The 25,533-nt window shown below is 75.5% G+C and carries 22 protein-coding genes; 14 read left to right on the top strand and 8 right to left on the bottom strand.

What is annotated here, in order from left to right:
- Window positions 1-210: 210 nt before the first annotated feature.
- The 4 genes from ACFCZN_RS10435 to ACFCZN_RS10450 form a co-directional block, all read right to left on the bottom strand.
- Window positions 211-1,308, bottom strand: a complete 1,098-nt coding sequence (locus ACFCZN_RS10435) for a GDSL-type esterase/lipase family protein (RefSeq protein WP_430556728.1) — start codon at window positions 1,306-1,308, stop codon at window positions 211-213.
- Window positions 1,305-4,034, bottom strand: a complete 2,730-nt coding sequence (locus ACFCZN_RS10440) for a Tat pathway signal sequence domain protein (RefSeq protein WP_430556729.1) — start codon at window positions 4,032-4,034, stop codon at window positions 1,305-1,307. Before ACFCZN_RS10440 ends, ACFCZN_RS10435 begins: the two co-directional genes overlap by 4 nt.
- A gap of 121 nt (window positions 4,035-4,155) precedes the next feature.
- Window positions 4,156-5,184 carry a hydroxyacid dehydrogenase gene (locus tag ACFCZN_RS10445; RefSeq protein WP_430556730.1) on the bottom strand — a complete coding sequence of 343 codons (1,029 nt, stop codon included), beginning with the start codon at window positions 5,182-5,184 and terminating at the stop codon, window positions 4,156-4,158.
- Window positions 5,181-7,445, bottom strand: a complete 2,265-nt coding sequence (locus tag ACFCZN_RS10450) for a DUF2264 domain-containing protein (RefSeq protein ID WP_430556731.1) — start codon at window positions 7,443-7,445, stop codon at window positions 5,181-5,183. The genes ACFCZN_RS10445 and ACFCZN_RS10450 overlap by 4 nt, the downstream gene beginning before the upstream one ends.
- A 131-nt stretch (window positions 7,446-7,576) precedes the next feature.
- On the opposite strand from ACFCZN_RS10450, the gene ACFCZN_RS10455 reads away from it, so the two are divergent.
- Window positions 7,577-8,659 (top strand): substrate-binding domain-containing protein, encoded by a 1,083-nt coding sequence (locus ACFCZN_RS10455; RefSeq protein ID WP_430556732.1) that lies wholly within the window; start codon window positions 7,577-7,579, stop codon window positions 8,657-8,659.
- 15 nt (window positions 8,660-8,674) lie between these two features.
- On the opposite strand, the gene ACFCZN_RS10460 is transcribed toward ACFCZN_RS10455, so the two are convergent.
- Complete coding sequence (locus ACFCZN_RS10460) at window positions 8,675-9,388, bottom strand: hypothetical protein (protein ID WP_429763651.1); 714 nt, start codon at window positions 9,386-9,388, stop codon at window positions 8,675-8,677.
- Between the two features lie 223 nt (window positions 9,389-9,611).
- Between ACFCZN_RS10460 and ACFCZN_RS10465 the strand changes: the two genes are divergently transcribed.
- The 3 genes from ACFCZN_RS10465 to ACFCZN_RS10475 are packed head-to-tail and all read left to right on the top strand — an operon-like array spanning window position 9,612 to window position 11,767.
- Window positions 9,612-10,037, top strand: coding sequence for a DUF6325 family protein (locus ACFCZN_RS10465; RefSeq protein WP_430556733.1), 426 nt, complete (start codon window positions 9,612-9,614; stop codon window positions 10,035-10,037).
- A 1-nt stretch (window position 10,038) separates the two neighbouring features.
- A complete protein-coding gene (locus ACFCZN_RS10470; RefSeq protein WP_430556734.1) occupies window positions 10,039-10,404 on the top strand; it encodes an SHOCT domain-containing protein in 366 nt (121 codons plus the stop codon).
- A gap of 43 nt (window positions 10,405-10,447) precedes the next feature.
- The gene (locus ACFCZN_RS10475) at window positions 10,448-11,767 is read left to right on the top strand and encodes a chloride channel protein (RefSeq protein WP_430556735.1); all 1,320 of its coding nucleotides are present in this window, start codon (window positions 10,448-10,450) and stop codon (window positions 11,765-11,767) included.
- Between the two features lie 17 nt (window positions 11,768-11,784).
- Here ACFCZN_RS10475 and ACFCZN_RS10480 read toward each other — a convergent pair whose 3' ends face one another.
- The 3 genes from ACFCZN_RS10480 to ACFCZN_RS10490 form a co-directional block, all read right to left on the bottom strand.
- A complete protein-coding gene (locus ACFCZN_RS10480) occupies window positions 11,785-12,879 on the bottom strand; it encodes a DinB family protein (protein WP_430556736.1) in 1,095 nt (364 codons plus the stop codon).
- Window positions 12,880-12,990: 111 nt separating this feature from the next.
- The gene (locus ACFCZN_RS10485) at window positions 12,991-13,767 is read right to left on the bottom strand and encodes a uracil-DNA glycosylase (protein WP_430556737.1); all 777 of its coding nucleotides are present in this window, start codon (window positions 13,765-13,767) and stop codon (window positions 12,991-12,993) included.
- A 124-nt stretch (window positions 13,768-13,891) separates the two neighbouring features.
- Window positions 13,892-14,389 carry an aromatic ring-opening dioxygenase LigA gene (locus ACFCZN_RS10490; protein WP_429763645.1) on the bottom strand — a complete coding sequence of 166 codons (498 nt, stop codon included), beginning with the start codon at window positions 14,387-14,389 and terminating at the stop codon, window positions 13,892-13,894.
- A 246-nt stretch (window positions 14,390-14,635) separates the two neighbouring features.
- On the opposite strand from ACFCZN_RS10490, the gene ACFCZN_RS10495 reads away from it, so the two are divergent.
- From ACFCZN_RS10495 to ACFCZN_RS10540, 10 genes are all read left to right on the top strand, one after another.
- Window positions 14,636-14,875, top strand: coding sequence for a hypothetical protein (locus ACFCZN_RS10495; RefSeq protein WP_429763644.1), 240 nt, complete (start codon window positions 14,636-14,638; stop codon window positions 14,873-14,875).
- A gap of 204 nt (window positions 14,876-15,079) precedes the next feature.
- Entirely contained in the window at window positions 15,080-17,089 is a 2,010-nt protein-coding gene (gene thrS, locus ACFCZN_RS10500; RefSeq protein WP_430556826.1) for a threonine--tRNA ligase, read from the top strand.
- Window positions 17,090-17,100: 11 nt separating this feature from the next.
- On the top strand, window positions 17,101-17,697 hold the full coding sequence (locus ACFCZN_RS10505) for an HIT domain-containing protein (protein ID WP_430556738.1): 597 nt from the start codon (window positions 17,101-17,103) through the stop codon (window positions 17,695-17,697).
- Window positions 17,697-18,344 carry a phosphatidylinositol phosphate synthase gene (pgsA, locus tag ACFCZN_RS10510; RefSeq protein ID WP_430556739.1) on the top strand — a complete coding sequence of 216 codons (648 nt, stop codon included), beginning with the start codon at window positions 17,697-17,699 and terminating at the stop codon, window positions 18,342-18,344. The genes ACFCZN_RS10505 and pgsA overlap by 1 nt, the downstream gene beginning before the upstream one ends.
- On the top strand, window positions 18,344-19,306 hold the full coding sequence (locus tag ACFCZN_RS10515) for a phosphatidylinositol mannoside acyltransferase (RefSeq protein WP_430556740.1): 963 nt from the start codon (window positions 18,344-18,346) through the stop codon (window positions 19,304-19,306). Before pgsA ends, ACFCZN_RS10515 begins: the two co-directional genes overlap by 1 nt.
- A gap of 41 nt (window positions 19,307-19,347) precedes the next feature.
- Window positions 19,348-20,553 (top strand): glycosyltransferase family 4 protein, encoded by a 1,206-nt coding sequence (locus tag ACFCZN_RS10520; protein ID WP_430556827.1) that lies wholly within the window; start codon window positions 19,348-19,350, stop codon window positions 20,551-20,553.
- Window positions 20,550-21,140 (top strand): hypothetical protein, encoded by a 591-nt coding sequence (locus tag ACFCZN_RS10525; protein WP_429763641.1) that lies wholly within the window; start codon window positions 20,550-20,552, stop codon window positions 21,138-21,140. The genes ACFCZN_RS10520 and ACFCZN_RS10525 overlap by 4 nt, the downstream gene beginning before the upstream one ends.
- Before the next feature lie 69 nt (window positions 21,141-21,209).
- Window positions 21,210-22,130 (top strand): pyridoxal 5'-phosphate synthase lyase subunit PdxS, encoded by a 921-nt coding sequence (pdxS, locus tag ACFCZN_RS10530; protein WP_429763640.1) that lies wholly within the window; start codon window positions 21,210-21,212, stop codon window positions 22,128-22,130.
- Between the two features lie 80 nt (window positions 22,131-22,210).
- Complete coding sequence (hrpB, locus tag ACFCZN_RS10535; RefSeq protein WP_430556741.1) at window positions 22,211-24,736, top strand: ATP-dependent helicase HrpB; 2,526 nt, start codon at window positions 22,211-22,213, stop codon at window positions 24,734-24,736.
- Window positions 24,737-24,904: 168 nt separating this feature from the next.
- A complete protein-coding gene (locus tag ACFCZN_RS10540) occupies window positions 24,905-25,480 on the top strand; it encodes an NUDIX hydrolase (RefSeq protein WP_429763638.1) in 576 nt (191 codons plus the stop codon).
- Window positions 25,481-25,533 lie beyond the last annotated feature (53 nt).

The raw sequence follows: 25,533 nt of genomic DNA on the forward strand, positions 1-25,533 counted from the left end.
CGAACGGGGCCGTTCTGGGGGAACCCCGGGCCACCTACGCTCTCTCTGGGGGGGGCGACCTTGGGGTTGTTTTCCTTGGGGGTGGGGCTGGAGCCCCCCCCCGAGGTGCGGCTGCTCGGCGTCCGCGCCGAGATGGTGATGCCCGAGGGCGGCACGGACGCCGAGACCACGCCGGTGCGCGGGCGGATCTGAGCCACGGGGGCACGGGGCTCAGCGCCAGTACCGCTCTGGCACGAGGCCGAGCCGGTGCAGCTCGTCGGCCACGAGGTCGGCGTAGACGCCGGCTCCGTACCACGAGGTGTGGGTGCGGTCGCCGTTCTCCCGGACCAGGTAGATCGGCTGGGCGTCGACGGGTCCGAGCCGCTCGACCAGCTCCTCGCTCAGCGCGGTGAGGTCGACGAGGTCGACGTCGAGGTCGGCGGCGATGTCGCGAACGTGCTGGGGGAGGCTGCCGGCGGCGGTCTCGACGAGGCCGGTGGAGCTCAGCTGGTCGCCGTCGAACCGGAGCCGGACGATCGGGGTGACGAGCACGGGCGTGGCCCCCGTGGCCCGCACCCGGGTGACGATCTCGGTGAGGTTGGCGCGGTACTGCTCGGCGGTCGTGGTCTTGTCGTTGTGCGCGAGCTGCACGAGCGCGAGGTCGCCGGGGCGCAGCTGCGGCACCAGGGCGTCGAACATCTCCGGCTTGGCCAGCACCGAGACCGTGCTCTCGCCGGAGCCGGAGTGGTTGATGACGCTCACCCCGAGCCGGAGGTGCGCGGGCAGCCGTTGGCCCCAACCCGTGTACGGCGCACCGCCCTGGTCGGTGACGGTGGAGTCGCCGAGCAGGGCGATGCGCGGGGTGCGGGCGTCGGCGGCCCGGATCCCGATCCCGGCGACGTGCGGCGCGTCGCCGGTGAACGTGAGCGTGAGGCCGGCGGTGCCCTCGCCGACGGGCTGGTTCTGCTGGCTCTCGGGGTCGCGCACGTTGACGGTGAACGTGCGGCGGGCGAGCTCGCCGTCGGCGGTGTGGACCTCGGGGACCATGAGGCGCCGTGCCTCCGCCTGCACCTCGGTGCCGGCCGGGCCGTGCCGGTCGCCCAGCATGACGGTGACGTCGTAGTGGCCCGGCGACAGGTCGGGGTAGGTGCACACGACCGGGTCGGTGCCGGTGCACCGCTCGAGCAGCGCCGCGTCCGGGCGGGGACCGGCTAGGCCGGGTCGCCCGACGGCGGCGTGCGCGGTCGGATCTCCGAGTGCGGCGCCGGCGACGAGCGCGCAGAGCGCGGCCGTCGTGACACGGCCGACAGGGCGACGTCGGGCGCTCACGACAGCTTCTCCCCGACGAGGGCGAGGCACTGGATCGCCGCGAGCCCGTACTGCGCGGACGCGTTGGACGAGAAGACGGCCTCGTCGACCGCCCGCAGGACGGCGGGCGGCTCCACGCGGTGCGTGCCCCAGTCCATGTCGTCCGGGTAGCCGGCGTGCCCCGTCGCGAGCTCCTTCCAGGCGCGCGCCGCGAGCACGTCGTCGTCGAGGCGCACGGCGGCGTACGCGGTGGCGCGGGCGTACGACTGCTTGAGGTTGAGGCTTCCCCAGTCCGAGCCGGTCGCGTCCTTCTGCTCGGCCTTCGAGCTGTTGTAGAGCCGGCAGAACTCCACCCAGCGGGCCTCGACCTCCGGCTCGTCGACGAGGTCGAGGAGCTCCGTCATGACCTCGACCAGGCCGAACACGGAGCTGAGGCTGCCGACCTCCACCGCCTTCTCGGGTCCGGAGCTGAACGTCGCGGTCTCCAGGTCGTAGGTGGAGCCGGCCTGGACCCACGCGTTGGGCAGCGCCGCGATCGACCGCGCGCTCGCCAGGAGGCGCTCCTTCGCGGTCGGGTCGCCGCCGCGCTCCCACTCGGTGAGCCACGCCCCGGCGATGGCTCCCCAGTCCGTGGTCTTGCTCAGCGGGAGCGCCGTCGGGTCCGGGTCGTACTCGCCGGTGGACCCGTCGACCTTGCGGCCCGCGTTGAGGACCAGGTAGGTGCGGTCGGAGTCGACGAGTTCGTGCAGCAGGTCGCCGGAGCGCTCGTCGCCCGTGAGGAAGTAGGCGAACCGGCGGTAGTTCGCGTTGCTGATGCGGACCTGCTTGGCGCTGTCGCCCCAGTGCTGCACTCCGTGCCGGGTGCCGAGGCCCTTCCACTCGCCCAGGTGGTACTGGTCGACCTCGCCGGTGTGCCGGCTCATGGCCTCGGCGAACCGGAACGCGGCGGCGTCGCCGGTGCGCAGGTAGTGGTACCAGAGCCACAGGTCCGTCGACAGCTCCGAGTTGTCCCACGCGTAGCCGCCGACGTCGTACCTCCACTGGTGCCGGTCGCCGTCGTAGGAGTGCATGACGTCGCCGTAGTCCCAGAAGCCGTACCAGGAGCGCTGGTCGACCTGCTCCAGGTGGTAGCGGTGGATCGCGTCCAGCCGGTCCTCGATGGTCGCCCTCGCGGTGGTGGACCGATCGACCGGGGACCAGGACCCGAACACGCCCGCGGAGTGGTTGTGGGCCGGTGTGCTCGCGGGCAGGGGCGGGGTGGCGGTCGCCGCGGCGAGCTCGGCGAACCGCGCGGCGGTGGGCGTGGCGGCCAGGGCCCAGAACATCAGCTCGGTGGTGCGCGCGACGCCGTAGGGCGTCCCGAACCCGGGCTCGTAGTCCTCGTAGGTGATCTCGAGGGCGTCGAGCTGCTCGGGGTAGGTGTCCTGGCCCATGCCGTCGTGGTAGAAGCGCAGGTCCATCGCCTCGGCCCGCGGCGACCACATCCACACCGTGGCGTCGGCCTCGTCGGTGGCGGCGCCGGTGATCTCCAGCTCCGTGGGGTGAAGCTGCCAGAAGTTCCGCATCCCGAACGCCAGACCGCCCGCCGGCGTGCCGACGTAGCCGAGGCCGGGCGCACGGCCTCCGGCGTCCGACCTGATCCACGAGTGCCCGGAGCCCGTGCGCTTGCGGATCTCGAACCCGTGCGCGGTCAGCTGCGACAGGCTGTGGTCGCCCCACGCGGGGATCCACTTCAGGCGGGTGGTGACCCGCTGGTCCCAGGTGGCGGGGTCCGGCAGGGCCCGGCCCTCGACCTGAGCGGCACGCACCGCCTCGCCCGGGTCGCGGCGCATCCCGGTGACGCCGCGCACCGCCTCGGCGAGGACGCCGCCGTCGGGCCCGGCGAAGCGGACGTGCCGGTCGTAGAGCTCGCCCCGCATCGGGACGGTGAACCGCACGCCCAGCCCGGTGACGAAGTCCTTGTCCTCGTCGCCGTCGAAGACGAACGTGTGCACGAGCCGGATCCCGTCCGAGCCGGCGAACAGCGCGAAGCGCAGCACGAACGGCAGCCAGTCGCGGCGGCCCTTGCGATGCCTGCCCTCGACCTTGACGACCGCGCGCACCGGCCCGGACTGCTCGACGGTGACCTTCTCGACCGTCCCGGCGAACGCCTCGGACCCGACCTTCGCGCCGCGGCCGGTGTCGGGGGAGTCCTGCCGCTGCGCGACGAGCCGCCCGTCCTGGGCGATCACCGCGCCGTCGCGGCGGATCGCGCGGACGACCTTGTCGCCCTGGCGGCCGAACTCGACCTGCACGACCCCCGTGTCGACCACGACGCGGCCGGGGTTCTCCCGCACCGTGATCGCGTGGGTGCCCTTCGCGGGGGCCCCCGGCGCGAGCCGGTACGACTCGGCCCGCGGCGCGGACTCGCTCACGGCGTGCGCGGTCCACTTCAGCGACCCGTCGGGCCACCAGGCGGTGGGCCAGGTCTGCACGGGCACGGCCTCGCCGGCCGCGGTCGTCAGGGCGAAGGCCTGGTCGCCGGCCAGGGCGCCGCGCGGCCAGGGCACGCCCCAGGTGGCGCCGCCGGCGAGGGCGGCGGGGGCGCCGCCCTCCAGCCAGCGCACGTCGACCGGGTCGTGCCCGGCGGGGGCGGACGGGACCGCGGCCGTGGCCGGTGCGGCGCTCGCGGTGCGCGCGCTGAGCGCGGCGACCGCGCCGGCGGCGAGGGCGGAGGTGAGGACGGTACGGCGGCTGACGTCGACCACGGTGGGTCACTCCTTCGTGACGGTGGGTGCGTTGTCCGTCGGCGGACGTGCCCATCGTGCGAGGAGTCCGCGCATCCGGTCGGGAAACGTGCAAAACCGGACCGGCGACGACGCGGGACGCTCAGGCGGTGGTGCCGAGCTGTTCCGGGAGCACCTCGTGCCCGAGCGGCGCACCGGCTGCGAGGCGCTCCACCTCGCCCACGGCGAGGTCGCCGAGCCGCCGCAGCTCGTTGCCCAGCGACCCCGCGACGTGCGGCGTGAGCAGCGCCCCGGGGGCGTCCCACAGGGGATGGTCGGCGGGCAGCGGCTCGGGGTCGGTGACGTCGAGGACGGCGCGCAGCCGCCCCGACAGCACCTCCCGCGTGAGCGCCGCGGTGTCGACCAGGCGCCCCCGCGCCGTGTTCACCAGGGTCGCGGCGTCCGGCATGAGGGCCAGCTGAGGCGCGCCGATCATCCGGTACGTCTCCGGCAGGTCGGGGGCGTGCACGGTGACGACGTCGCTCGCCCGTGCGAGGTCGTCGAGCGACACGGCGGTGGCGCCGAGGGCGCGCGCCGCGTCGGCGTCGACCCACGGGTCGTGCAGCAGCACGTCGACGTCGAACGGCGCGAGCAGCCGCATCACCTGCCGGCCGATCCGGGAGGCCCCGACGACGCCGACCGTCAGGCCGTGGTTGCCCAGCGGGTCGGGCAGCGACCAGCCGTCGAAGCGGCGGTGGGACGCGAAGGCGTCCGCGGCCTCGAGCACGCGCTTGCCCGCCAGCAGCACCGTCGCCAGCGTGTACTCGGCCACCGGGCGCGCGTTCGCGGCCGCGGCGCTGGACACCCGCACGCCGCGCGCCCAGAGCGCGGGCGTGACGAGCGGCTTCACCGACCCGGCGGCGTGCACGACGGCGCGCAGTCGCGGCGCGCGCCGCAGCAGCGCGTCGTCGAGGCGGGGCGCGCCCCAGCCGGTGAGGAGCACGTCGACGTCCGCGAGGGCACCGCCGGCCGGCCCCTGTCCCGGGTCGCCGCCGCGGGCCAGCGCGTCCGGGGTGAGCACGCCCTCGGCCACGTCGGCCACGCTGCGCAGCCTGGCCACCGCGGCGTCGTCGAACAGCTCGGGGACGAGGTCAGGGTGGCGCACGGCGAAGGCGGCGCGCAGCCGCGTCACGACGCCGCCCCGGCGGTGCCCGTCGTGCCCGTCGTGCCCGTCGTGGCCGCCGCGGCGGGTGCGCCCGTCGGGACGGTGTCGACGCGGCCGTCCGGCCATCGCACCTCCACGGCCACGGGCGGGCCGTCGTCCGCGCCGGGCAGCACCCGCACCGCGGGTACCGGTCGGCGTCGTGCGCCGTCCTCGCCCGTCAGCACGACGAGCGCGGCGACCACCTCGCCGGCGTCGACCGACCCCGACGTGCGCAGCCAGGGCACGGCCGACGCCGCGCCGAACGGGTCCGACCCGGTCCGGCGTGCCGCCCCGACGATGTCCAGCGCGACGTCCGGCGAGGTGGTCGGCAGGGCGTCCGGTGCGCCGTCGTCCTGGCCGGTCACGCGGAGGGCGCGCACGGACGACGACGTGCCGTCGTCGCGGACGACCCGGACCAGGGTGCCCGAGCGGTCGGCGCTCCGTTCGACGTGCAGCGCCCCGTCCTTCGGCGCGGCGAGCGGCCAGCCGCCCACGTGCAGCCGCCAGGGGCCGGGGTCGACGGGCCACGCGGCGTCCCGGTCCAGGTCCTCGGCCGTGGTGCCCGGCGCCGGCGCGCGGCCGGGCACCGCCGTCGCGGGGGGCGTCCACCACGCCAGCCGGACCTCGTCCGGGCCGCGCACCACCGACGCGGTCGTGAGCACCGGGCCGAGGCGCAGGCCCGCCCACCCGGCGTCGTCGCCCGGTCCGACGGCGGGCCGCGCGGCGGCCGGGCCCTCGTCGTCCGGCGCGCCGCCGGGGACGTCGAGCCAGCAGACCCGGGAGCGGGACACGGCCACGGCGTCGTCCAGGTGCACGCGCTCGACGGCGTCCCGGTGGGACGGCACGCCCCGCGCGTCGAGGAGCGCGGTGTGCGAGTCGAGCGGGGCGGCGACGTCGGCCGCCCCCAGCTGCGGCGACGTCGCGCCGGAGTAGGCGAGACGCCGGTAGAACGGGTCGTCGCCGCGGGGCGCCAGCGCGTGCTCGATCGCGCGGTCGGACCCGTGGTTGAGCAGGCGCACGACGCCGTCGGCGGGCGTGGCGCTCACGAGCCACCCGGGCGCCCGGAGCGCCACGGCGTGCGGCTCCTGCCAGGCCTCGGGCAGCTCGGGCGCCGCCGTCCAGACGGGGTGGTCGGCGCCGAGCAGCAGGCCGAGGAAGCCCTTGCTCGCCCAGTAGGGCGAGGACCCGCCGGTGTAGAGCTGGCGCACGCGGTCGTACGGGCCGTGCCAGCCGACCGGCAGCAGCCCGCGGTCGTCGACGGCGCCGGCGGCGTCGAAGTGCCCGGCCACCGCGGCGGTGAGCGCGCGGGTGGCGCCGTGCGACAGCGGCGTCGCGTCCGCGATCGCCCCCGCCCAGAACGGGGCGAGCACGGCGTGCCGGTAGGTCACCGAGCGGCCCTGCAGCATCGGCGCCCCGCGCGATCCGACGAGGTGCCGGGCCTGGTCGAGGTAGGCCCGCAGGCGCCCGGCGTGCACGGCGTCGAGCGGGCGGCCCTGGATCCGTGCGTGCAGCAGCGGGTAGACGTGCCAGGCCCACCCCGCGTAGTGGTCGAAGTTCTGCCGCCGTCCGTCGCGGCCCCGGCCGTCGGAGTACCAGCCGTCGCCCACGTACAGCGCCTCGGCGGTCTCGGCGTTGTGGTCCAGGTCGGCCTGCTCCCAGGGGCCGCCGACGCTCGCCAGGAACGCCTCGATGACGTTCTGGAACCACAGCCAGTTGTTCGTGTACCCGCGGGTGCCGACGACGCCGGCCAGCCAGTCGACCGTGCGCTGCCGGGTGCCGTCGTCGAGCCGGTCCCACAGCCAGGGCCGCGTCTCGGACAGCCCGATCGCCACCGACGCCGCCTCCACCACGGCCTGCCGCCGCTCGTCGACCCGGGGCCAGCGCTCGTCGCCGGCGGGGTCGGTGCCGTGCCGCAGCCCGGCGGCGTACCGCTCGAGCAGCCCGCGCGGGTCACGACCGTCCTCGCCGCGCAGGCGGAACGCCGCGAGCAGGAACGTCCGCGCGTACCCCTCGAGCCCGTCGCTCCAGGTGCCCGACCCGCTGACGGGCCCGGGCAGCGTGATCAGCGCGCCGCCCGGCGAGGCGAAGGGGCGGACGGCCTCGAGCAGCCCGTCGGCGGTCGCGAGCCACCGTTCGCGGGTCCAGCGGCGCGCGGGCGCGAGACGCGGGTCGGACGTCGCGGCACCCGTCGTCCTTCCCGTCGTGGCTGTGCTCGTGGTGCGGGCGGGCGTCGTCGCGGCGGGTGTCACCTCGGCATCCTCGCCCAGCGGAAGGCGGTCGCGGAAGGTCCGAACATTTTCGATCATCCCCGGACATCGTCGGCTACGGTGCTGCTCTGCCACGACGACCCGATCCGCTCGACGACGACGGAGGACCACCCATGCACCTGCCCACGGCCCGGCACGAGTACCTGCTGCGCGAGGTGGAGCTGCGGGGGAGCGTGCGCTCGGCGGAGGCGGCCGCCGCGCTCGGCGTCGCCGAGGTGACCATCCGCCGCGACATCGTCGAGCTCGACCGCGCGGGGCGGCTGGCGCGGGTGCACGGCGGTGCCGTGACCGTGCGCTCGGCCCGCGAGCCGCAGGCCGCTCGCGTGCTGGTCGGCGTCGTCGTGCCGAGCTCCACGGTGCACTTCCCGCCGCTCGTGCGCGGCATGGAGGCGCTCGCGCCCAGCCTGCACGTGCGTCTCGTGCTCGGCGTCTCGCAGTACCGGCCCGAGGTGGAGGCCGCCCAGGTGGACCGGCTCGTCGGCCTCGGCGTGCAGGGGATCGTCGTCGCCCCCACCACCCGGGACCGGTCGCCGGAGGAGCTCGCGGCGTGGCTGCGGTCGGTGCCCGTGCCGGTGGTGGTCGTCGAGCGACGCGTCGACGGGCTCACCGCCCTGAGCGAGCTCGACCAGGTCCGGTCGGACCACGCCCACGGGGCGGTGCTCGCGGTCGAGCACCTCGCGCGGCTCGGGCACCGCCGGATCGGCCTGGCGGTGTACGACCGGACGCCGACCGCCCCGCACGTGCGGGAGGGCTTCGCGACGGCGGTCGCCCGGCTCGGCGTCGAGCCGGGGCCGGACGTGTCGCTGCCCAAGGGCGAGGGCGACCCGGCCGGGCTCGAGCGCGAGCTGTCCGCGTTCCTCGACCGGTGCCGCGACACCGGCACGCGCGCCGTCCTCGTGCACACGGACGACCACGCCGCGCGCCTGGTCGAGGCGGCGCTCGACCGCGGCCTGCGCGTGCCGGAGGACCTCGCCGTGGTGGCGTACGACGACGAGAACGCGGAGCTCGCCGTCGTCCCGCTCACGACGGTCACCCCGCCCCGCCGCGAGCTGGGCCGCGAGGCGTTGCGCGTGCTCGTCGGGCGGATCGTGGGGGACGAGGGCGGCGAGGTTCCGGGGGCTCACGGGTCGCCGCGGCACGTCGCCCTGCTGCCGCGGCTCACCGTCCGGGGCTCCTGCGGCGCGGCGGCGCCCTGACCGGCCGGTACCCCGCTACAGTTCCTTCGGGAACGTCAGCACCACGACGGTGGAGACGACGAACAGCACCGCGGCGACGCCGAGCAGCCCGCGCCGGGCGGTGCGGTGCGCCAGCTTGGTGCTGAGGGCGGCGAACAGGGCGACCGACGCGAACAGGATCGACGTCAGCACGTAGTTGTCGCCCGTCTGGTTGGCCTGCCGCGCCGTGGCCGACAGGTCCTCCGCGCGGTCGAGCTCGGCGTCGGCGCGCGCCTGCGCCTCGAGCCGGTACTCGGGCATGAGGAACGGCGTGCGCGGCGCGTCGTCGTCGTGGATCGGGTCGGTGGCGAGCCAGGCGTCGAACGCGGGCACCATCTCGGGCCGGAACCGCGTGTACAGGAACTCGGACTCGGTCCCGTCCACGGGCTCGTACGTCCCGTCCTCGGCGAGCCCGGAGTCCCGGCCCGCGCGGGTCTCGGCCGCGACGGCGTCGATCCAGGACGCGAACGCCGTCACGTCCATCACCGTGAGCTGACCGGCCTCGGTCGAGGCGCGCGTGGACTCCGCCCGGGCTGCCCCGGCCGCGGCGTAGCTGTTGGCCTGCACGCCCGACCACTTGGTGGCCTGGAACGCCGACCACGCCGTGACGACGGTCGCCAGGGCGAGCAGGACGGTGGCGGCGAGCTCGACCCGCCGGCTCATCGTGCCGCCGCCCGGGTTGTCCGGGTCGCGCTCGTCCCGCCGTGTCATCGCGTCGCCCTCCGTCCCGGCGCCGGGTCTCCGGTCGCCGCCGCGGTCACGGCTCATCGTGTCGGATGACCTGCGACTTCGCCCCCGGAACAGCGCTCGGGTGAGTTGCGCCGCCCGGCATGCGGACCGTCCGCAGCGGTGCCAGAGTGTCGGCAGGGCGGGCAGGGGCGGACGGCCTCCGCCATACCCGCCCTCCGCAGACAGCTCGACCGAGAGGCAGGACATGCGACCCACAGGACCCGTAGAGCTCGTGCTCATCGAGTTTCCCCGGAGCGACTTCAAGGGCGAGATCGTCGCAGAGCTCGGGCGTCTCGTCGACGCAGGCACGATCGACGTGCTCGACGCGCTGGTCGTGCGCAAGGGCGAGGACGGCTCGGTCGAGTGGCTCGAGGCGAGTGAGGAGAGCGGCGCCGAGGAGCTGGCCCGCATCGTGGGCGAGCCCGCCGGGCTGCTCGCGGCGGACGATGTCGAGGACATCGCGGACGAGCTCGCCCCGGGCTCCGCGGTCGGGATGCTCGTGTTCGAGCACACGTGGGCGCGGGGCCTCGGAGCCGCCGTGCGCGGAGCCGGCGGGCAGGTGCTCGACTGGACGCGCGTGCCGGCCGAGGCGATCGACGCCCTCTCCGACGAGATCGAGAAGGAGAACTGAGATGCCCCCCATGCGACGGATGGGCCGACCCGGCCTGATCGGCACGATGGCCCGCACGGCCGTGATCACCGGGACCGCGAACGCGACCAGCCGGGCGATGAACCGCCGCGCCGCCTCGCGCGAGCAGCAGCAGTACGAGGCCCAGCAGTACCAGGCACAGCAGGCGCAGGAGCAGGCCTGGGCCCAGCAGCAGGCCCAGCAGCAGGCCCAGCTGCAGGCCCAGCAGCAGGCGCAGGTCGCGGCGGCGCCTGCGGCGCCGGCGGAGGACGACCTCATCGCGCAGCTGAAGCAGCTCGGCGACCTCAAGGCCGCCGGCATCCTGTCCGACGCGGAGTTCGCCGCCGCCAAGGCCAAGCTGCTCGGCTGAGCGAGCGCCGCCACCCGCGACCCGTGCACCCCGAAGAGGAGCCGTGACCGACGCTGTCGCCGACGACCCGACCACCCGCCGGCCCTGGGCGAGATTCCTCGGCGTGTGCGCGCTGCTCGGCATCCCGGTGTCGGTGGCCGCCTTCCTGTTCCTCGCGGTCCTGCACGAGCTGACCCACCTGGTCTGGGAGACGCTGCCGGAGGCCTGGGGCTTCGAGGGGCCGCCGTGGTGGTGGCCGCTGCCGTGGCTGGCGGTGGCGGGCGTCATGGTCGGCGTCGCGGTGCGCTCGCTGCCCGGGCACGGGGGCCATCTGCCGGTGCACGGGCTGAGCCTCGGCCCGGTCCCCGCGTCCCACGTCCCCGGCGTCCTCCTCGCCGCGCTGGCCGGCCTCCCGCTCGGCGTCGCGCTGGGCCCCGAGGCGCCGTTGCTGGCGATCGGCGCCGCGCTGGCCCTGGTCCTCGTGCGGCCGTGGGACGCGCGGCTCGGCGACCCGGCGCGCCAGGTCCTCGCGGTGGCGGGCTCCGCGGCGGCACTGTCGGCGATCTTCGGCAGCCCCGTGGTCGGGGCGGTGTTCGTCGTGGAGGCCTCGGCGATGACCGGCGTGACCGGCGCGCGGCTCGCGGCCGTCGTGCTGCCGAGCCTGGCGGCCTCCGGGGTCGGTGCCCTCGTGTTCACGGGCATGGGGACGTGGACCGGCCTCGAGATCGCCTCGCTGGCGCTGCCCGACGTCGACGCCCCGGCCCGGCCCGACATCGGCGACGTGCTGTGGACCCTCCCGGTGGCCGTGCTCGTCGCGGTCCTGGTCCGGCTCGTGCACCGGCTGGGCGAGGCGGTCGCCCGCCGGGCGGCGTCCCGGCCGTTCTCGGGGGCGGTCGTCGGGGCGCTCGTGGTCGCGGTCTGCGCGTCGGCCTACGCCCTGGCCACCGGCCGGTCGCCCGAGGAGGTCGCGCTCTCCGGGCAGGCGCTGCTCCCGACGCTCGCGGCCGACCCCGCGGCGTGGGGCGCCGGGGCCCTGGTCGCCCTGCTCCTGCTCAAGGGCGTCGCCTACGCCGTGTCCCTCGGCACCCTGCGCGGCGGCCCCATCTTCCCCGCCGTCCTGCTGGGCGCCGCCGCCGGCGTCCTCGCCGCCGACCTGCCCGGGTACGGGGCGGTCCCGGCCCTGGCGGCCGGCATGGGCGCGGCCACGGCCGCGACCCTGCCGTTCCCCGTCTCGTCGACGGTGCTGGTGGTCATGCTGCTGGGGTCGGGCGCGCCGGCGATGGCGCCGGTCGTCATCGTCGCGGTCGTGGTCGGGTACACGACCGAGCAGTTCCTGCTGCGACCCCGCCGCGAGGCCAGGGACCGGGCGCGCGCCGCCGGTTGACCTCGCGGGCGCGCCGGTCACTCCCCGGTCGAGCCGTCCACCGCCTCGCGCAGCAGGTCGGCGTGGCCGTTGTGCCGCGCGTACTCCTCGATCATATGCACGAGGATCCATCGCAGGCTGAACGCGCCCTCGCCGGGGCGCCGGGACTCCCGGGCCGACGTGCCGTCCAGCCCGGAGCGCGGTTCCGTGTCCGCGAGCGCCGCGTCGATCGACCGGTCGGCCGCCTCGACGGCGGAGTCGAACAGCGTCTGCAGGTCCTCCGGGGCGTCGTCGGCGGCGCTGTGCCACTCCCAGTCGCGGTCGGCGGCCCAGTCGGCGGTGTCGAACGGGGGCAGGGCGGGCGCGCCGTCGTACACCTCGACGAACCAGTTCGACTCCACGTACGCGAGGTGCTTGAGCAGCCCGCCGAGCGTCATCGTGCTGGGCGGCAGCGGCGTGCGCAGCTGCTCGGCCGTGAGCCCGGCAGTCTTCCGGCGCAGGGTGTCACGGTGGTAGTCGAGGTACGCGCGCAACGTGGTGACCTCGTCGGCCCGCAGCGGCGGGTCGACCCGCGTGTCGTCGGCTCGCAGGGTGGCCGCCGCAGGCAGCCGGAACGCGCCGCCGGCAAGCGCCGCGCGCACGGCCGCGGCGGTCTCGGCGGGTTCCTCGGCGCTCGTGTCCCGGGCGTGCCCCTCCAGGTCGGCCAGGTCGGCGAACGCGGCGTGCATGCTGCGCACGGCGGCCGGGTCGCGCAGCTCGGCGTCGGCGCGGCCGGTGGCCCGCGCGAGCGTGGCGTCGAGGCCGGGGCGCAGGACGACGTACGCGAGGTCCCAGCCCTCGCGCGCGGCCGCCGCCCGGAACGGGGGCAGGAACCACGGGCCGACGACGCCGTCGAGCACGACGTCGTAGCCGCCCCGGGCGTAGGCGCTCGCGGCCGCGACGATCACCTCGGCGACGACCTCGTTCTGGTGCTGCGACCCGGTGAGGTACGGCGGCACGAAACCCACGGTGATCGACCGGTAGAACGTGTCGGTGGTGAGGGTCACGGTGGGGCGTTCCGACGCGGCGCCGAGCAGCGCGGCCACGGTGGTCTTCCCCGCGCCGGGCGGCCCGGTCAGGATGGTCACGGTCACGCCGCGACCCTAGCCGGAGCCCCGGACACGAGCCCCGTCTTTTCCGCGCCCCGTCCACTCGCACGCCTCTCGCACGACCCGCCCACGACGCGCCCACGACCTGGTCGCCGCTCAGGCGCCTGCGAGCTCGCGGGCACGACGCAGCACGTGGTCCAGCATGTCCGGCGTGAGGCGACCGGTGAAGGTGTTCTGCTGCGAGACGTGGAAGCAGCCCAGCACGGTGAGGGTGGGTCTCTCGCCCGGCGCCGCGGTGTCGTCCGCCCTGCGTGCGAGCGTGACCTCGGCGCCGTGGGCGAACCGTGGCCGCGGGCGCGGCACGTCCCAGCCCTGCTCCGCGAGCGTCGTGAGCAGCGCCTGCCAGCCGATGCCGCCGAGCGCGACGGCGACGCGCACGCCGGAGCCCACGAGCTCGAGCTCCCGCGCCAGGTACGGCGCGCAACGATGCCGTTCCTCGGGGGTGGGCTTGTTCGCGGGCGGGGCGCAGCGGACCGGGGCGGTGACGCGGATGCCGCGCAGCTCCAGGCCGTCGTCGGCCGCGACCGACGTCGCCTGGTTGGCGAACCCGGTGCGGTGCATCGCTGCGAAGAGGAAGTCCCCGCTCCGGTCGCCGGTGAACATGCGGCCCGTGCGGTTGGCGCCGTGCGCCGCGGGGGCGAGCCCCACGACCACGACGCGCGCAGCCGGGTCCCCGAAGCCCGGGACGGGGCGCCCCCAGTAGTGCTCGTCGCGGAAAGCGGCGCGGCGCTCGCGGGCGACGTCCTCGCGCCAGGCCACGAGGCGCGGGCAGGCGCGGCACTCCACGAGGTGCGCGTCGAGGGCTGCCAGCGTCGGCGCGGTGCGCGCGGCGACCGGGTAGTCGGGGGAGTCGGGCGGCGGGACGGCGGGCACCGGTCCATGGTGGCGCACGGCGGCCGGCCCCACGACGGCGCGGGCGGTGCGGACGCACGAGGGCCCGCCGTCCCGGGTCGGGGGTGGGCGGGCCGTGCGGGTGTCGTCGGGACGACGCGGGGTGTCAGACCGCCGGGTTGAGCCGGCCGCGGGCCGGGGTGGCCGTGGCGGCGGGCACGGTCGCGGTGGCGACGGCGGGCTCGGCGGCGAGGCGGCGCACCGACCAGCCGAGCAGCCCGAAGAGGACGCCGAGGCCCATCACCAGGGCGCTCACGCCGTAGGCGACGACCGACGTGAACAGCGAGGCCCGCAGGAACGAGGCGTTCATCGCGGTGGCGCGCAGCGGGTCGTCCTGCTCGAGCTGGGCGTAGGTCTGGCCGCCGGTGGCCTCGAGCGCGTGCTTGTCGATGACCTGCGCCTGGGCGTACGCCGTGAGCGGGCCGTCCACCGTGGCTCCGCCGAGGAACGCGGCGTCCTCCGAGACGGTGATGTCCTGGGCGGCGAGCTGCGTGCTCACGGTGGCCCACGTGGCGGCGCCGGCACCGATCATCAGGATGCCGGCGATCAGCGCGACGAGGCCGACGATGCGAACCGGTCGCTGGGTGGTGCGGGTGGTGGTCATGGTCCCCTCCGGGTGCCGGGTCGCGTGGTCCGCGGCCGGTCTGGACTGCGCCGGGTCTGGCGCTGCCTCTATGGTATGACCACAGGTCCTGACCTGCACGGACGATTCTTGTGAAGTCCTTCACAAAGCGTCCCGGGGCGACGGCCCGCGTGCTCGCGCCCCCCCGGTCGCGGGTGCGCGGCGGGCGTGGTGGTCTGGACGGCGGCCGGACGGCACCGGGCCGGCCGGCACCGAAGGGGGAGCAGCATGAGCGAGAGCTCGGGCCTGGGCGGCCTGTTCGACAAGGCCAAGGAGAAGATCAAGGACCTCGCCACCGACGAGAACATCGACAAGGCGGCGGCCGAGGTGAAGAAGCGGACGCCGGACAACGTCGACGGCTACGTCGACAAGGCGGCGGCGGAGGCCAAGAAGCGCAACGACGACGGCCCGGCCGCCCGGCCCGACGACGGCCCGGCCGCCCGGCCCGGCGGCGGCCAGGGCGCCTGACCAGGTCGGCCCGCGCCCGCCCGACGGCGCGTGGCGCGGGCCCGGGCCCCGCGGATGAGTACGATCGTGGGGCGTCACCGATGGTGGCGCCCCACGACCGTGCCCGGCTCCCCGGGCCCGGACGGTCCCGATCAGGCGTTGCCGCTCCCGTCCGCAGCGCCCACGACCCGCAAGGAGCAGCACGTGTCCGACGTCGCCTCGCCGATGCCACCGAACCCCGACGACGCCGAGCAGGACACGGTGACGGTGCAGACGCCGACGACGGGCACGGAGCTGTTCGCGGACCGTAAGGACGTCGTCGTGATGCGCGTCGGCGGCGAGCTGCTCGACCTCTCGCGCGACCTGGCGGCCGGCACGGTCGTCGAGCCCGTGACGATCGGCTCGCCCGACGGCCTCGCGGTGCTGCGCCACAGCGCCGCGCACGTGCTGGCCCAGGCGGTGCAGCAGGTGAACCCGGACGCGAAGCTCGGCATCGGCCCGCCGGTCACCGACGGCTTCTACTACGACTTCGACGTCGCGACGCCGTTCACCCCCGAGGACCTCAAGGCCCTCGACAAGGCGATGGCCCGCATCATCAAGGAGGGCCAGACCTTCCGCCGGCGCGTGGTCACCGAGGAGGAGGCGCGCGCCGAGCTCGCCGCCGAGCCGTACAAGCTCGAGCTCATCGGGCTCAAGGGCGGGTCGTCCGACGACGACGGCTCCTCCGTGGAGGTGGGCGCCGGCGAGCTGACCATCTACGACAACGTGCGCGGCGCCGGCCGCGAGTCCGAGGCCGTGGTCTGGAAGGACCTGTGCCGCGGCCCGCACCTGCCCAGCACGAGGCTCATCGGCAACGGCGTGCAGCTGATGCGTTCCGCGGCCGCCTACTGGCGCGGCAGCGAGAAGAACCCGCAGCTGCAGCGCGTCTACGGCACGGCCTGGCCGAGCAAGGACGACCTCAAGGCGTACCTCGAGCGCCTGGCCGAGGCCGAGCGCCGCGACCACCGCCGCCTGGGCAGCGAGCTCGACCTGTTCTCCTTCCCGGACGAGATCGGGTCCGGCCTGCCCGTCTTCCACCCCAAGGGCGCCATGGTGCGCATGGAGATGGAGGAGTACTCCCGCAAGCGGCACATCGAGTCCGGCTACTCGTTCGTCTCCACGCCGCACATCACCAAGGCGAAGCTGTTCGAGACGTCGCGCCACCTCGACTGGTACGCGGACGGGATGTACCCGCCCATGCACCTGGACGCGGAGCTCGACGACGAGGGCAACGTGCGCAAGCCCGGCCAGGACTACTACCTGAAGCCGATGAACTGCCCGATGCACAACCTCGTGTTCTCCTCGCGCGGGCGCTCCTACCGGGAGCTGCCGCTGCGGCTCTTCGAGTTCGGCACCGTCTACCGGTACGAGAAGTCGGGCGTGGTGCACGGCCTCACCCGGGCGCGCGGCTTCACCCAGGACGACGCGCACATCTACTGCACCCGCGAGCAGATGCAGGACGAGCTCACGTCCCTGCTCACCTTCGTGCTCGACCTGCTGCGCGACTACGGCCTGAACGACTTCTACCTCGAGCTGTCCACCCGCGACCCGGAGAAGTCGGTGGGCGACGACGCGACCTGGGAGGAGGCCACCGAGGTGCTGCGGCAGGTCGCGACGGCTTCCGGCCTCGAGCTCGTGGCCGACCCGGGCGGCGCCGCGTTCTACGGCCCGAAGATCTCGGTGCAGGCCAAGGACGCCATCGGGCGCACCTGGCAGCTGTCCACCATCCAGCTCGACTTCTTCGAGCCGGAGCTCTTCGAGCTGGAGTACACGGCACCGGACGGCTCGCGGCAGCGCCCGGTGATGATCCACCGCGCGCTCTTCGGCTCGATCGAGCGCTTCTTCGGCATCCTCGTGGAGCACTACGCCGGCGCCTTCCCCGCGTGGCTCGCGCCGGTCCAGGTGCTCGCCGTGCCCGTGGCCGACGCGTTCGACGACTACCTGTCCGACGTGGTCGCCCAGCTCAAGGCGCAGGGGATCCGCGCCGAGATCGACCGGTCGGACGACCGGTTCGGCAAGAAGATCCGCAACGCCGCCAAGGAGAAGGTGCCGTTCGTGCTGATCGCGGGCGGCGAGGACGCCGAGGCGGGCGCGGTGTCGTTCCGCTTCCGCGACGGCAGCCAGGAGAACGGCGTGCCGGTGGCGGACGCCGTCGAGCGGATCGTCACGGCCGTGCGCGACCGCGTCCAGGTCTGAACGGCGCGGGCGTGACGGGGGAGAACGCGACGACGGGTCCGGCGGTCGAGCCGGCGAGCGGCTTCGGCCCGCCCGAGGACGGCCTGCAGCGGCTCTGGACGCCGCACCGCCTGGTCTACATCGGCGGGCAGGACAAGCCCGCCGACGGGACGGTGGCGCAGTGCCCGTTCTGCCGCATCCCCGCGGGCGACGACGAGGCGGGCCTCGTCGTCGCCCGCGGGGCGGAGTGCTACGCGGTGCTCAACCTGTACCCGTACAACTCCGGGCACCTCATGGTGCTGCCGTACCGGCACGTGTCGGGCTACGTCGACCTCACGGGGTCGGAGACCGTCGAGCTGGCCACGATGACCCAGACGGCGATCCGCACCCTCACCGCGGTCTACGGGCCGGCCGGCTTCAACATCGGCATGAACCAGGGTGAGGTCGCCGGCGCCGGCATCGCGGCGCACCTCCACCAGCACGTCGTGCCGCGCTGGCTCGGCGACGCGAACTTCCTGCCCGTCGTCGGGCAGACCAAGGCCCTCCCGGAGCTGCTGGCGGACACGCGCGCCCGGCTCGCCGCGGCGTGGCCGGCGGGCCGCGGCGCCGCGCCCGAGGGAGGTCGCTGATGCTCGGCGGGCTCCGCGCGGCCATGCAGCGCCTGTTCACCCCGCTCGCGCGGCTGCTCCTGGGCTGGGGCGTGTCGCCGGACGCGGTGACGATCGCCGGGACGGTGGTGGTGTCCGTCCTCGCGCTCACGCTGCTGCCCACCGGCCACGTGCTGCTCGGCGGGCTCCTCATCGGCCTGTTCGTCCTCACCGACTCGCTCGACGGCGTCATGGCGCGCCTGTCGGGGCGTTCGGGGCCCTGGGGGGCGTTCCTCGACTCGACGCTCGACCGGGTGTCGGACGGCGCGGTGTTCGCGGGCATCACCCTGTGGTTCGTGCTGCACCCCGACCTCCCGTACGCCACGTGGGGGGTGGCGGCGTCGCTGGCCTGCCTCGTGCTGGGCGCCGTCGTCCCCTACGCGCGGGCGCGCGCGGAGAGCGTCGGCGCCACCGCGACGGTCGGCATCGCCGAGCGCAGCGACCGGCTGCTGGTCGCTCTCCTGGCGGTCGTGCTCACCCAGGTGGGGGTGCCGGTCGTCGTCGCCGAGGTCATGCTCACGCTGCTCGCTGTCGCGAGCCTCGTCACGGTGGTGCAGCGCGTCGCGACCGTACGTCACCAGCTGTCGCGCAGCGCGCACACCGAAGCCACCCCCGACCCGGAGGCCTGATGCGGATCGACGTCGCCCGCCTGTACACGTTCGCGTGGCGCCACGCGCCGAAGATCCCGGAGCCGGTGCTGCGCGCGGCGTTCACCGCCGTCGCCGACGTCACCTGGCTGCGGCGCACCGAGGGGGTGCGGCGGCTCGAGGCGAACTACGCGCGGGTGCGGCCCGACCTGGGCGGTCCCGAGCTGCGCCGGCTGACGCGCGCGGGCATGCGGTCGTACATGCGGTACTTCCGCGAGGCGTTCACCCTGCAGGGCGCGACGGCCGAGCAGGTCGCGGCGCGGGTGCGCGTCGACGGGCTCGAGCACGTCGCGGGCCCGGTCGCCGACGGGCGGGGGGTCTCGCTCGCGCTCGCCCACCTGGGCAACTGGGACCTCGCGGGCGCGTACGCGACCCCGCACATCGCGCCCGTCCTCACGGTCGCGGAGCGACTCAAGCCGGAGGAGCTCTTCGTCGAGTTCGTCGAGTTCCGGCGATCGATCGGCATCGAGGTGCTGCCGCTCGGCGACCACGACGTCTTCCGCAACCTCGTGCGGGGCGCGGTGCGGGGCGGCTGCATCGTCCCGCTGCTCGCCGACCGCGACCTCACGGCGTCCGGCGTCGAGGTGGACCTCTGCGGGCACCGCGCCCGCGTCGCCGCCGGGCCGGCCGCCCTGGCGCTCGCGGCCAAGGTCCCGCTCGTCCCGGTGGGGATCACCTACGAGCGGCTCACGGGAGAGCGCCGGCGCGCCGCCGGCACGGCCTGGGGCATCGTGATCCGGTTCTACCCGCCCGTCCCGGTGCCCGACGACTCCGGGCTGCACCGCAAGGACCGGGTGGCGCGCATGACGCAGGGGTGGGTGGACGCGGTCGCCGTCACCCTGCAGGAGTCCACGCAGGACTGGCACATGCTCCAGCGCGTCTTCGTCGACGACCTCGACGCCGAGCGGTACGCCCGGACCAGGGCCGAGGCGGGCGAGGCATGAGCGCGCCCGCCGACCTCGCCGCCGCGACGCCGTCGCGCCCGCTGCGCGTCGGGATCGTGTGCCCGTACTCGTTCGACGCGCCGGGCGGCGTGCAGTTCCACGTGCGCGACCTCGCCGGTGCGCTGCAGGACGCCGGGCACCACGTCTCCGTGCTCGCGCCGGCCGACGACGACACCCCGGTGCCCGACGTCGTCACGTCCGCGGGCCGCGCGGTGCCGGTGCGCTACAACGGCTCGGTGGCGCGCCTGACCTTCGGCCCCCGCACCGCGGCGCGGGTGCGGCGCTGGCTGGAGGCGGGGCGCTTCGACGTCGTGCACGTGCACGAGCCGATGGTGCCCAGCCTGTCCATGCTCGCCCTGTGGTCCGCCGAGGGGCCCGTGGTGGCCACCTTCCACACGTCCCAGACGAGGTCGCGGGCGCTGCAGGTCGCCTACCCGCTGCTGCGTCAGTCGCTGGAGAAGATCGCGGCGCGGATCGCGGTCTCCGAGGACGCGCGCCGCACCCTCGTCGACCACGTGGGCGGCGACGCCGTCGTCATCCCCAACGGCGTCTACGTGGACACGTTCGCTGCCGCCGCGCCGTCCGACCGGTGGCGCGGCACCCCCGAGGCGCCGACCGTCGCCTTCCTCGGCCGGCTCGACGAGCCGCGCAAAGGCCTCCAGGTGCTCGTCGCGGCCGCGCCGCGGGTGCTCGAGCAGGTTCCGGGGGCGCGCTTCCTCGTGGCCGGCAAGGGCGACGACGGCCGGGACGCGGCCCTCGAGGCCCTCGGCCCGCACGCCGGGTCGTTCGAGTTCCTCGGCGGCGTGAGCGACGAGGACAAGGCGTCGCTGCTCGCGTCGGCGGACCTGTACGTGGCGCCGCAGACGGGCGGCGAGAGCTTCGGCATCGTCCTGGTCGAGGCCATGAGCGCCGGCGCGGGCGTCGTGGCCAGCGACCTCGGGGCGTTCCGCCGGGTGCTCGACGACGGCGCCGCGGGGCGTCTGTTCCGCACCGGAGAGCCCGACGACCTGGCGCGCGCGATCCTCGCGGCCCTGGCGGACCCTGCGGGCACCGGCGAACGGCGCGAGCGCGCCACGGCGTTCGTGCGCCGGTTCGACTGGTCCGCGGTGACCGCGCAGGTGCTCGCGGTCTACGAGATGGCGCTCGCCGCGGGGGAGGCGCTGGGCTCCCCGGTGGCCCCGTCGCGGACGGAGAGCGCCGTCGGCTGGCTGCGCACGCGGCGTGCCGGGGGAGGTGAGGGCGCATGACCTGGTCCGAGCTCGCGCTCGTCGTCCTCGTCGTCGCGGCCGTCGCGGTCTGGCTCGCCTGGATCTCGGCGTCGCGCCTCGACCGGCTCCACCGCAAGGTGGTCGCGTCGCGCATCGCCCTGCAGGCCCAGCTCGCGCGCCGCGCGGGCGCGGCCGTCGACCTGGCCTCCTCGGGGCTGCTCGACCCGGCGGGGGCCGTGCTCGTCGCGGACGCGGCGTTCGCCGCCCTGGAGGACGACACCGGGCCCGCGCCGGCGGCCGGCGCCGAGCTCGCGCTCGAGGGGTTCGGGCCCGGCCGGGAGCGCGCCGAGAGCGAGCTGTCCGCGACCCTGCGCTCCGCGCTCGGCGACGACGAGGCGCTGGCGGAGCTGCGCCGGGAGCCCGGTGGCGACGAGCTCGTCGGACAGCTCTCGGCGGCCTGGTACCGAGCCCAGCTGGCCCGCCGGTTCCACAACGAGGCCGTCGCGCAGGCGCGACGGGCGCGACGCAGCTGGTACGTGCGTCTGCTGCGCCTCTCGGGGCACGCGGCGCTGCCGCACATGGTCGAGCTGGACGACCAGATGCCGGAGGGGCTCTCCGGGGCCTGACACGCGGAACTAGGATGGAGGGTGCGTGACAGCGGTCACGCGTCCCACTGCGACACGAGCGAGGTTGCGTTGAGCGAGACCAGCGGCAGCGACGGCCGGATCCCCGCGGGCGAGGTGGGCACCGCCCGCGTCAAGCGCGGCATGGCCGAGATGCTCAAGGGCGGCGTCATCATGGACGTCGTCACGCCCGAGCAGGCGAAGATCGCCGAGGACGCCGGCGCCGTCGCCGTCATGGCCCTGGAGCGGGTGCCCGCCGACATCCGTTCGCAGGGCGGCGTCGCCCGCATGAGCGACCCCGACATGATCGACGGCATCATCGACGCCGTCTCGATCCCCGTGATGGCGAAGGCGCGCATCGGGCACTTCGTCGAGGCGCAGGTGCTGCAGTCCCTGGGCGTCGACTACATCGACGAGTCGGAGGTGCTCACCCCCGCCGACTACGCCAACCACATCGACAAGTGGCAGTTCACGGTGCCGTTCGTGTGCGGCGCCACCAACCTCGGCGAGGCGCTGCGCCGCATCACCGAGGGCGCGGCGATGATCCGCTCCAAGGGCGAGGCCGGCACGGGCGACGTCTCCAACGCGACCACGCACATGCGCCAGATCCGTGCGCAGATCCGTCGGCTGACCTCGCTGCCCGAGGACGAGCTGTTCGTCGCCGCCAAGGAGCTGCAGGCCCCCTACGAGCTCGTCGCCGAGGTGGCGCGGGCCGGCAAGCTGCCGGTCGTGCTGTTCACCGCGGGCGGCATCGCCACCCCGGCGGACGCCGCGATGATGATGCAGCTCGGCGCCGAGGGCGTGTTCGTCGGCTCCGGCATCTTCAAGTCGGGCGACCCGGTCGCGCGCGCGAAGGCGATCGTCCAGGCGACCACCTTCCACGACGACCCGGACGTCGTCGCCAAGGTCTCCCGCGGGCTGGGCGAGGCCATGGTCGGCATCAACGTCGAGGCCGAGCCGGCGCCGGTGCGCCTGGCCGAGCGCGGCTGGTAGCACCAGCTCTGACCGCGACCAGGGGTCCCGCCGACATCGCGTCCGCGGGGCCCCTGGTCGCGCTCGACTAGTGTCGGGGCGTGCTGCTCCCTGAACCTTCGGTGCCGGGTGCGGACCTGCCCGTCCGGGCGGTCCTGCCCGCCACGGTCGACGCGGTGCGGTCGAGCGGCGCTGCGGTGCTGGTCGCGCCGCCCGGATCGGGGAAGACCTCGTTGCTGCCCCTGGCCCTGTCCGACGCGCTCGGCGGCAGGATCATCGTCGCCGAGCCGCGCCGGATGGCCACCCGTGCGGCGGCGACCCGGCTGGCGGCGCTGGTCGGCGAGCCGCTCGGACGGCGGATCGGCTACGCGATGCGCGGTGAGCGCAGCGGCGGGAAGGACCTCCGCGTCGAGGTGGTGACGACGGGGCTCCTCGTGCGCCGGCTGCAGCAGGACCCGGAGCTGGCGGGTGTCACGGCGATCGTGATCGACGAGTGCCACGAGCGGCACCTGGACGCCGACCTCCTGCTCGCGCTCCTCGTCGACGTCCGGGCGAACCTTCGGGACGACCTGGCCGTCGTCGCGACATCGGCCACGGCGGACACGGTCGGGCTGAGCCGCGCGCTCGGCGCGGGCGCTCCCGCACCCGTGATCACGGCGACCGCCGCGCTGTTCGACGTGGCGACCGAGTGGGCGCCCCCGCCGTTGCCCACGCCGCTGCTTCCCGGCGGTCGGGTCGACCCTCGCCTGCTGGACCACGTCGGGACCGTCGTCCGGCGCGCCCTGACCGAGAACGACGGCGACGTCCTCGTGTTCGTCCCGGGCGAGGCCGAGATCGACGGGATGGCCCGCCGGTTGGCCGACCTCCATGTCCTGCCGCTGTTCGGTCGCCAGTCCCGGGCCGAGCAGGAGCGAGCGCTGGTGCCCTCCGCCGCGCGTCGGATCGTGGTGACGACGTCGGTGGCGGAGAGCTCGCTGACGGTGCCCGGGGTCAGGGTCGTGGTGGACGCGGGTCTCGCCCGGGAACCGCGGACCGACCAGTCCCGCGGTCTCGGGACGTTGGTCACCTGCCGGGTCTCGAGGTCGTCGGCCGACCAGCGGGCGGGTCGCGCCGGTCGGGAGGCGCCGGGCCGGGTCTACCGGTGCTGGTCCGCCACCGACCACGCGCGTCTCGACGATCATGCGGCGCCGGAGATCGCGGTCGCCGACCTGGCGGCGTTCGCCCTCGACCTCGCGGCGTGGGGCGCGCCTGCGGGGGCCGGCCTGACGCTGCTCGAGGCGCCGCCCGCGCCCGCGATGACGGCGGCCACCGCGCTGCTGCGCCGCGTCGACGCCGTGGACGACGACGGCAGGATCACCGAGCGGGGCCGGCGGATGCGGGCGATCGGGGCGCATCCTCGCCTCGCTCGTGCGTTGCTGGACGGGGCCCCGCGGGTCGGCGACGACCGGGCGCGCGAGATCGTCGCGATGCTCTCGGACGACTCGGGCCGCGCCTTCGGCGACGACCTGCCGGCACGCCTGCGGGCACTCCGCTGCGGTGACGACCGGGGGGCGACCGCCCGCTGGCGGGAGGAGTCGGCGCGCCTCGGCCGCGGCGCGCCGTCGGGCCACCCGTCGGACGGGCGGGCCGGTCGGGGGACGCCCGGGGTGCCGGACGATCTCGCGGTGGGCATCGTGGCGGGGCTGGCGTACCCGGAGCGGATCGCGCGGGCCCGGGGGGCCGACTCGACGACGTACCAGATGTCCGGCGGCACGGGTGCTGCGCTGGATCCGCGGTCGCCGTTGCGAGGCACCGCCTGGCTGGCGATCGCGGTCGCCGACCGGGCACCCGGTCGCGCCGACGCCCGGATCAGGTCCGCGGCGCCGATCGACGAGCAGACCGCGCGGGACGTCGCGGGCGATCTCGTCTCGACCGAGGACCGGATCCGCTGGGACGACGGCCGGATCGTGACGCGGCGGGTCGAGGCGCTCGGCGCGATCGTGCTGGGCGACGTCCCGTTGACCGACCCCGACCGGATGCTCGTCCAGGGGGCGGTGCGCGAGGGCATACGGGGCAGCGGTCTGTCCGTCCTGCGCTGGTCGGAGACCGCGCTCACCCTGCGGCAGCGGCTCGCGTTCTGCCACGCCCACCTCGGAGCCCCGTGGCCCGCGGTCGACGACGAGGCGCTGCTCGCCGATCTCGACGCGTGGCTGGGTACGGAGCTCGCCTCGGTGCGGGTCGCGCGCGACCTCGCCCGCATCGACGTGGCCTCGGCGCTCCGTCGGCTCCTGCCGTGGCCCGCGGCAGCCCGGTTCGACGAGCTGGCGCCGGAACGGCTCCAGGTCCCGTCGGGCTCCGCGGTCCGGCTCGCGTACGACGGTGCCGAGCCGCCGGTCCTCGCGGTGAAGCTGCAGGAGGTCTTCGGCTGGACCGCGGCCCCGGCCGTCGCGGACGGCCGCGTCCCCGTCGTCCTGCACCTGCTGTCGCCCGCCGGACGACCGGTCGCGATCACGAGCGATCTTGCGTCCTTCTGGAGACAGGGCTATCCCGGGGTCCGGGCGGACCTGCGGGGCCGCTATCCCCGCCACCCGTGGCCGGAGGATCCGCTGTCCGCCCTCCCGACGAAGCGGGTGAAGCCCCGCCGGTGAGCGCCGGCCCGGTCCCGTCCGTGGCGGTGACCGTCCAGGGCGCGGGGATCGGGTCGTCGAGGTCTCGCCCCTGGCTACCATGAGCGCCATGGATGCACGTTCCCCGTCGGCCGTGAACCGCGACGTCGAGGCCGAGCCGGAGTCGGCGCGCCTCACGGGGCGGGACCGGTGACGCCGGCGCTCGGCGACGACTGGGCGGTAGGGCCGGACGGGCTGCGCCAGCGGCGCGCGGCGCGCGTCATCGTGCTCGACGACGCGGACCGGGTGCTGCTGGTGCGCGGTCACGACGCCGACCAGCCGGAACGCTCGTGGTGGTTCACCGTCGGCGGCGGCATCGACGCCGGCGAGAGCGAGGTCGACGCGGCCCTGCGCGAGCTGCGCGAGGAGGCCGGGCTCGAGCTCGCGCCGGGCGACCTGGTGGGCCCCGTGCTGACCCGGGACGCGTACTTCCACTTCTTCGCGGAGACGTGCCGCCAGCAGGAGGTCTTCTTCCTGGCGCGCGTGGACGGCGGCCACCGGCCCACCGACGACGGGTGGACGGCGGAGGAGCGCGACGTGCTCGACGAGATGCGCTGGCTGACCACGGCCGAGCTGCGCGCCGAGACGCGCGAGGTCTTCCCGACCAGCCTGCCGGACGTCGTGGAGGACCTGGCCCGGGGGTGGGACGGCACCGTCCGCCACCTCGGCGTCCAGCACGACGACGAGCCGTCCGACCCCGAGGAGCTGGGTACCCGCACGCCCTGACCCTCCAGGCGTCCCGGGCCGCCGACGCGCGCCCCGGGCATCAGTTGGCTACC

Source organism: Isoptericola sp. NPDC056134 (genome assembly GCF_042264825.1).
GTDB lineage: Bacteria > Actinomycetota > Actinomycetes > Actinomycetales > Cellulomonadaceae > Isoptericola > Isoptericola nanjingensis.

Excerpts from the sequence above, each read along its gene's own strand:
- ACFCZN_RS10455 (WP_430556732.1), top strand. The coding sequence starts at position 7,577 with ATGCACCTGCCCACGGCCCGGCACGAGTACCTGCTGCGCGAGGTGGAG.
- ACFCZN_RS10460 (WP_429763651.1), bottom strand. The coding sequence starts at position 9,388 with ATGACACGGCGGGACGAGCGCGACCCGGACAACCCGGGCGGCGGCACG.
- ACFCZN_RS10465 (WP_430556733.1), top strand. The coding sequence starts at position 9,612 with ATGCGACCCACAGGACCCGTAGAGCTCGTGCTCATCGAGTTTCCCCGG.
- ACFCZN_RS10470 (WP_430556734.1), top strand. The coding sequence starts at position 10,039 with ATGCCCCCCATGCGACGGATGGGCCGACCCGGCCTGATCGGCACGATG.
- ACFCZN_RS10490 (WP_429763645.1), bottom strand. The coding sequence starts at position 14,389 with ATGACCACCACCCGCACCACCCAGCGACCGGTTCGCATCGTCGGCCTC.
- ACFCZN_RS10495 (WP_429763644.1), top strand. The coding sequence starts at position 14,636 with ATGAGCGAGAGCTCGGGCCTGGGCGGCCTGTTCGACAAGGCCAAGGAG.
- thrS (WP_430556826.1), top strand. The coding sequence starts at position 15,080 with ATGCCACCGAACCCCGACGACGCCGAGCAGGACACGGTGACGGTGCAG.
- pgsA (WP_430556739.1), top strand. The coding sequence starts at position 17,697 with ATGCTCGGCGGGCTCCGCGCGGCCATGCAGCGCCTGTTCACCCCGCTC.
- ACFCZN_RS10515 (WP_430556740.1), top strand. The coding sequence starts at position 18,344 with ATGCGGATCGACGTCGCCCGCCTGTACACGTTCGCGTGGCGCCACGCG.
- ACFCZN_RS10525 (WP_429763641.1), top strand. The coding sequence starts at position 20,550 with ATGACCTGGTCCGAGCTCGCGCTCGTCGTCCTCGTCGTCGCGGCCGTC.